This is a genomic window from Mesorhizobium sp. M7A.F.Ca.CA.004.06.1.1, assembly GCF_003999135.1.
Classification (GTDB): Bacteria; Pseudomonadota; Alphaproteobacteria; order Rhizobiales; family Rhizobiaceae; genus Mesorhizobium.
On record NZ_RZPQ01000454.1, the window covers coordinates 1 to 4,859 of the forward strand.

At 59.4% G+C, this 4,859-nt stretch carries 6 protein-coding genes and 1 tRNA gene; 4 read left to right on the forward strand and 3 right to left on the reverse strand.

The window, feature by feature from the left end:
* Window positions 1-522: 522 nt before the first annotated feature.
* Complete coding sequence (locus EN906_RS23190; RefSeq protein WP_127268639.1) at window positions 523-933, reverse strand: GNAT family N-acetyltransferase; 411 nt, start codon at window positions 931-933, stop codon at window positions 523-525.
* A gap of 110 nt (window positions 934-1,043) precedes the next feature.
* Between EN906_RS23190 and EN906_RS23195 the strand changes: the two genes are divergently transcribed.
* From EN906_RS23195 to EN906_RS23210, 4 genes are all read left to right on the forward strand, one after another.
* Window positions 1,044-1,114: transfer RNA gene (locus EN906_RS23195), tRNA-Leu, on the forward strand.
* A gap of 67 nt (window positions 1,115-1,181) precedes the next feature.
* Window positions 1,182-1,577 carry a hypothetical protein gene (locus tag EN906_RS23200; RefSeq protein ID WP_127268640.1) on the forward strand — a complete coding sequence of 132 codons (396 nt, stop codon included), beginning with the start codon at window positions 1,182-1,184 and terminating at the stop codon, window positions 1,575-1,577.
* Entirely contained in the window at window positions 1,574-1,927 is a 354-nt protein-coding gene (locus EN906_RS23205; RefSeq protein WP_127268641.1) for a hypothetical protein, read from the forward strand. The genes EN906_RS23200 and EN906_RS23205 overlap by 4 nt, the downstream gene beginning before the upstream one ends.
* The gene (locus EN906_RS23210) at window positions 1,914-2,195 is read left to right on the forward strand and encodes a DUF2283 domain-containing protein (RefSeq protein ID WP_164748895.1); all 282 of its coding nucleotides are present in this window, start codon (window positions 1,914-1,916) and stop codon (window positions 2,193-2,195) included. Before EN906_RS23205 ends, EN906_RS23210 begins: the two co-directional genes overlap by 14 nt.
* Before the next feature lie 62 nt (window positions 2,196-2,257).
* Here the strand turns inward: EN906_RS23210 and EN906_RS23215 are convergent, their stop codons facing one another.
* Window positions 2,258-3,934 carry an NAD+ synthase gene (locus tag EN906_RS23215; RefSeq protein ID WP_127268643.1) on the reverse strand — a complete coding sequence of 559 codons (1,677 nt, stop codon included), beginning with the start codon at window positions 3,932-3,934 and terminating at the stop codon, window positions 2,258-2,260.
* A 129-nt stretch (window positions 3,935-4,063) separates the two neighbouring features.
* A complete protein-coding gene (locus tag EN906_RS23220) occupies window positions 4,064-4,780 on the reverse strand; it encodes a DNA-3-methyladenine glycosylase I (protein ID WP_127375403.1) in 717 nt (238 codons plus the stop codon).
* Window positions 4,781-4,859 lie beyond the last annotated feature (79 nt).

The following is a 4,859-nucleotide window of genomic DNA, read 5'->3' on the forward strand; positions in this document are numbered from 1 at the left end:
GCGTCAGCACATCGGCCAGCGTCGACAGCAGGAAGCTGCCCATGATGAGCGAGAGCCGCCAAGGCTGGCGCCGCCAATGGGTAAGCGTGAAGCCAAGAACGCTGCGAAAGGCGCTCGCGCGCAAATCGATCTTAAAACGAGCCATGATGTCATTCGGGCACAAACGAGCCCGATCCCAGTAAGTCGAAAATTGAAGAAGCCGCGCAAGGAGCCAATGAGTGCCCGGAAGCGGAGTGGCATATTTGGCGTATCGCCCAAATCGGGCGGCGATCGGCATCGGCATAAGCCTGTGCTCGGTCCGGCATCGGCACGAAGGGGAACCTTCGCGGAGCGCCGGATGAGACCTAGGCTTCGCGGCCTCGCATTACCATGTGAAATACTGCCATTCGGACCTCCCGCAAGACAATTGCGGAGGTGTCCTTATAGAGACGCTCCGATGCATCGCCAAGACGAGTTCACGCCAAAAGTGTATCTGGTCCAACCACTGCGATTATTTTGCAACAACGGAGCAAGCCGCGCGCCTCATTCAGGAATGCGATCCAAGCGCATGTAGCGGCCATCGGTCGATGGCTTGAACCCAAGCTTCTCATAGACGCCGTGTGCGTCGCTGGTCGACAGGCTCCAGTGGAAAACAGTCCTGACTTCAGGATGATCGATAAGGGCCTGGACGAGCCGGCTACCGATGCCTTGCCCGCGATGCCCGGGCCAGATGATGATGTCGGCGAGATAGGCGAACACCGTGCGGTCGGTGATCGCGCGGCCGAAGCCGACTTGCCTGCCGTCGACATAGGCGCCGACGCAAAGCGAATTGGCAAAGGCGCGGCGATGGACTTCATCAGTGCGTCCGGCGCCCCAATAGCTTGCCATCAACAGGTCCGATGTCGCGCGGAAATCGATCCGTGACATGTCGAAGCTGATTTCACAGTCGGGCATGGCTTTACCGTCCAAATGACATTTGTTTCGCGACTATCCCCTTCGAACATGTGACTTGAAAGTGGTCGAGTCGATCCCCATTTCCGCGCTGGACGGGAAACCGTCTATCAGGGTGTAGCGCAGTTGGTAGCGCACTCGTCTAAGAAGCGAGGGGTCGTCGGTTCGAGCCCGACCATCCCCGCCTCTTGCTTGGCAATTCCAATAAGATAAGGTGACTGCCTAAGAACAAAGGGGCGGGGCAAAGTAAAATGGCAAAAGCAGCAAGTGCGACAAGGCCGGCAAAGCCGCCGACAAGGCCGGCAAAGGCGACCAGACTATCGGATGAGATAGAGGGGGCCGTTGAAGTTGCGGCAGCAGACGTTACGCACCTCAATACACCGGAGTTCTACGGCGCCAGCGTCCAGCTTTTTGTCAGTAGCACCGACATCAGCGTTATCTTTGCTAGGCAGGTGCCCGTCATCGCAAAAAATACACATGCAGGGATGATGCTGCCAGCGGCCGTCGTTCATCTAAGCCCCGGAACGGCGAAAGACCTGCAGACAATCCTTGCTCGGCAACTTGCCGAATACGAAGCGGAATGGGGCGAGATTCAGACCGCCTATACACGGCGGATCGCCGCCGAGGGTGCGAGAAAAAAGAAGTGACCGGCTACAAGGTCATCTCGACCGATGCAGTGCCGGGACTGAAGGAAGTCAGACTTTACGAAAGCACCATCGAACATGTTAAGACCGAGCACCCTGAAGTGCCGGTCGAACTGCCTTCTATCGAGATCGCAGTGGGTTCAGCGATCAGCAATCCAACCCATGTCGAAAAAAGTTACGGAAATTCAGTGGTTTTCGTTGATACAGAGAGCACCAATGCCACAGGCGACCCTCTTAGGTTGCCTGTGAAATTGGTAGGTGATGGAACATCAGGTCGTGTTAAAACATTCTACTTCGCAGAGACGACCGGCGACCGAGAGTTGGTGTATCGGAGGCCAGATGAGCAGGATTAGCGCTTTCGAGGTCGTTTATGATGCCGATTCCGACGTGCTCTACATAAGCCGTCGGAGGGACGTTGCCGCTCGCGGCATCGAGGACAAGTCAGGTATCGTTTGGCGCTACGACCGCAGTGGTGAGTTAATCGGCGCTACTGTCGTAGACTTCCATGATCTGTGGGCGTCGCGTGGCGACGAACTTGCATCGGAGCTTTCGGAAAAATTCCATGTCCCTACGCCGCAGGCTCAGGTTGTGGTGAACTTTGCCCTCGAACAACGGGACTGATCCCATGTTATCACTCGCGAAAGCCGAGAAAGAGGGAAGCTGGAGTCAATGAAATCAGACTATCAGCCGCGATCCCTGAACCGGTTGGTGATGGGATAGCGGCGGTCGCGACCAAAATTCTTTTTGGTGATCTTCACGCCCGGCGCGGCCTGCCTTCGCTTGTATTCTGCGATGTAGAGCAGATGCTCGATGCGCGTCACCGTCGCCCGGTCATGGCCGCGCGCGACGATGTCGTCGACACCCATCTCATTTTCCACCAGGCATTCGAGGATGTCGTCCAGCACCGGATAGGGCGGCAGCGAATCCTGGTCGGTCTGGTTCTCGCGCAATTCCGCCGATGGCGCCTTGTCGATGATGTTTTTCGGGATCACCTCGCCCGAGGGCCCGAGCGCGCCCGGCGGCACGTGGCTGTTGCGCCAGCGCGACAGCGCGTAGACCTGCATCTTGTAAAGGTCCTTGATCGGATTGAAGCCGCCATTCATGTCGCCATAGAGCGTGGCGTAGCCAACCGACATCTCGCTCTTGTTGCCCGTGGTGACAACCATCGAGCCGAACTTGTTGGAGATCGCCATCAGGATGGTGCCGCGCGCGCGGCTCTGCAAATTCTCCTCGGTGATGCCTTCCTTGGTGCCTTCGAATATCTGCGTCAGCGCGTGCAGAAACCCTTCGACCGGCTCGAAGATCGGCACGATGTCATAGCGGCAGCCGAGCGCCCGGGCGCAATCCTCGGCATCCTTCAGCGAGTCCTTCGAGGTGTAGCGATAGGGCATCATGACGGCGCGCAGGCGTTCCTCGCCGAGCGCATCGACGGCAAGCGCCGCGCAGATCGCCGAATCGATGCCGCCGGACAGACCAAGCACCACATTCTTGAAGCCGTTCTTGTTGACGTAGTCGCGCAGGCCCAACATGCAGGCGCGATAGTCGGCCTCCTCCCGGTCCGGGATTTTCGACATCGGCCCTTCCGAGCAGACCCAGTGATCCCCTTGTCTTTTCCAGGTGGTGATGTCGACCGCTTCCTCGAACTGGCTCATCTGGAAGGCAAGCGTCTTGTCGGCGCCAATGGCAAACGACGCGCCGTCGAAGATCAACTCGTCCTGCCCGCCAAGCTGGTTGGCATAGATCATCGGCAGCCCGCATTCGATGACCTGGCGGATGACGACCTGGTGGCGGACATCGATCTTGGCGCGATAATAGGGCGAGCCGTTCGGCACCAGCAGGATTTCCGCCCCGCTTTCGGCCAGCGACTCGCAGATATCGACGTCGCCCCAGATGTCCTCGCAGATCGGAACTCCGATGCGCACGCCGCGGAAATTGACCGGCCCCTGGATCTCGGGTCCGGCCTGGAAGACGCGCTTCTCGTCGAACTCGCCGTAGTTCGGCAGATCGAGCTTGTAGCGTTCGGCGATGATCTTGCCGCCATCGGCGAAGACGATCGAATTGTGCGTGCCGCTCTTGCGCTTCAACGGCGTGCCGATGATGACGCCGGGACCGCCATCCGCGGTGTCGGCGGCAAAGTCCTGTGCCGTCTTTTCGCAGGCTTTCAAAAAGGCCGGCTTCAGCACCAGATCCTCCGGCGGGTAGCCGGCGAGGAAAAGCTCGGTATAGAGCACGAGATCGGCGCCTTGGCGTGCGGCATCCGCCCTCGCCTCGCGGGCCTTGGCGAGATTGCCTGATATGTCGCCGACAGTCGGATTGAGCTGGGCGACGGCGATGCGCAGGATGTCGAGCTTCTTGGTCATGCCTGCTGACTTAGCGCGGCAAAATTGCCCGGGCAATGGCGTTCGTTTGGACCAATTCGGACCGATTGACATACGTCAATCGTGTGCGGACCGATCGACGTGCTTCAATCGTGGCGAGACGACCAGGTATCAATCGTCGCCCATATATTCGCGCAACGCTTGCGGCGAATGATTCTCGCCGATCGACATCGCCAAGATGCGTGAAATATGCCGGCGCGGCAGGCCTGTCTGCACCACCCACTGGTTGATCTGTGCCTGGATCTTGTCGAGGTCCCTCTTCGAGGTCGGGCTTTCGGCGATGTCGAGGCCGGCGTCGCGCAACGCCGCGGCCATATCGCCCGAGATGACGAACGCATCCCAACCCAGCCAGCGCAGGAAATACTGGCCCGTATTGCCGCCCAACCGGCTGCCATGCTTGCCGAGCCAGGCCATCAGCCCGACCTGGTCGTCCGCCGGCCAGTTTGCGAGGAATTGGCCGAAGCCGCCATATTCCTTCGACACGCGCTCGACGAAGGCGGCGTTGTCGCGCACGGATCTGATCTTCTGCGGGTTGCGCACGATGCGCTGGGCGGCCGTCAGATCGTGCCAGAAATCATCGGGCTGGAACAGCAGCCGCTTCGGCTCGAAGCGCAGAAACGCCTCCTCGAAGCCCGGCCATTTCTGCTCGATGACGCGCCAGACGAAACCGGCGGCGAAGACGCGTTCGGCCATAACAGAGAGAATGCGGTCATCGGCGATGTCAGCCACGGCGGCATTGTCAGGCGCCGGACCCAGCAGCGACGTCAGTTCCTCTTCGCCGCCCTTGCGTTTTGCGGCGCGTGCGCGAATTTTCTTGAAATCGGCCATTGGTCCCTCGGCAACTGGAATCAATCTAACACTTCCCGTGGGAGCCGGCAGACTCTACCTCTTACGGCAAGCCAAAGAC